Annotated in this window: 1 protein-coding gene; it reads right to left on the bottom strand. The window is 35.3% G+C overall.

The genetic code is table 11. The features are described from left to right. Positions 1 to 1,200 (bottom strand): IS4 family transposase (locus OQZ33_RS24120; protein WP_265802127.1); only part of this gene is annotated, 1,200 nt, incomplete at its 3' end. Positions 1,201 to 1,293 lie beyond the last annotated feature (93 nt).

Genomic DNA, 1,293 nt, shown 5'->3' with positions numbered 1-1,293 from the left:
TTTTTTAAATGTTATTCTAGGAAAGCTTCTGTCCGGTTTTATAGGTATTTTAGATGATGCTATTAGCTTAATAAGAGATTGAATTATATCTTCCGGGTGTTCTGTATTTAGTATTTGAATAATTGCTTTTCTGACAAACCTGTAAGCATTTTGCCAATTGTATTTATATTTTAGTTTTCGTTTCTTGTTCTTATCGATTTTCTGCTGTGCCTGGATACCAAATAAAGCAACCAGATTCATCATGAATACATGGGCTTCAAACTCCTGGAATATTCCATCGGGTTTCCGAGCACCAAACTGTTCTAATTTCATCTTTGGTTTTAATTTCTTAAAACCTTCTTCTACCGGCCATCTCTGCCCATAAAGAGCTTTCATATTCACTGTGCATACATCATTCATGTCTAATAAAGAGGATACGAGAATTTCGATCTCCCCAGTATTTAACTCGATTTTGGTAACCCTGACCGTAATTGTTTTAGTATCTAACCCATGCTTTAAGCAGGATTCCATTTCTTTTGGACTGGGGTGCCACTCTGTTATAAAATCATTTTCGCACTCCTGAACTATCCGTTTTGCAAAACAGGACTGCGCACTGCTTATACGAATACAGAAATCCTGTTTGAGTGTGCAAAGTTTTTTGAAAATATGAAAATATCCGAATCCCCGGTCTAAAATAACTACGGATTTACGGGATGGTAGTTCTTCAAGGCATGCATTAAAAAGTGTTCTCTCTACGTTCTCCATCTTTGATATCCTTTTGGAAAGAATTGCGCCACTAAAAACATCATAAAACATAAAAATCTGTGCCAGGCAACTCTTTATACTTTCACCTTTTTGTGAATATATTCCAAAAAAATCTTTTATCTGTCGGGAAGGTGGTAGCCCAACTGTAGAGCCATCACCGGCAATCAATTGATATCCCCTCCAGAGTTGTGATGGATGATATTTGTGATGATCTGCCAGTATCTCGTTGAGATCCTTGAAAAAAGAAAGGGATATTTTATATCGAGCCTTAGAAAAGGCTGCTCCTGTAACCACTTTTGATGATATACCGGGCAAAATTGTAAAAATGTTGTACTCTACAGATTCTTTAAAAAGATTCAATATTGTAGAAACCACAACTGGAAAGCTTAAACTTCGCTTGCGCGTAAAAAAGATTGGCTCTTTAAGATATTGAGAAAAATTATTTTTATCCTGAATGAAATCAAATGTTTTTTTTAGGAGCCACTTTATGTTGCTCCCTTTTGTGATTTGAAGAAATTATACTCATCTTATTACTGTTGTTTTGATATT

The sequence above is a fragment of the Pedobacter sp. MC2016-05 genome (assembly GCF_026239735.1).
GTDB lineage: Bacteria > Bacteroidota > Bacteroidia > Sphingobacteriales > Sphingobacteriaceae > Pedobacter.
Note: the sequence above shows the minus strand (reverse complement) of the source record. Positions and strands in the feature narration are given on the sequence as shown.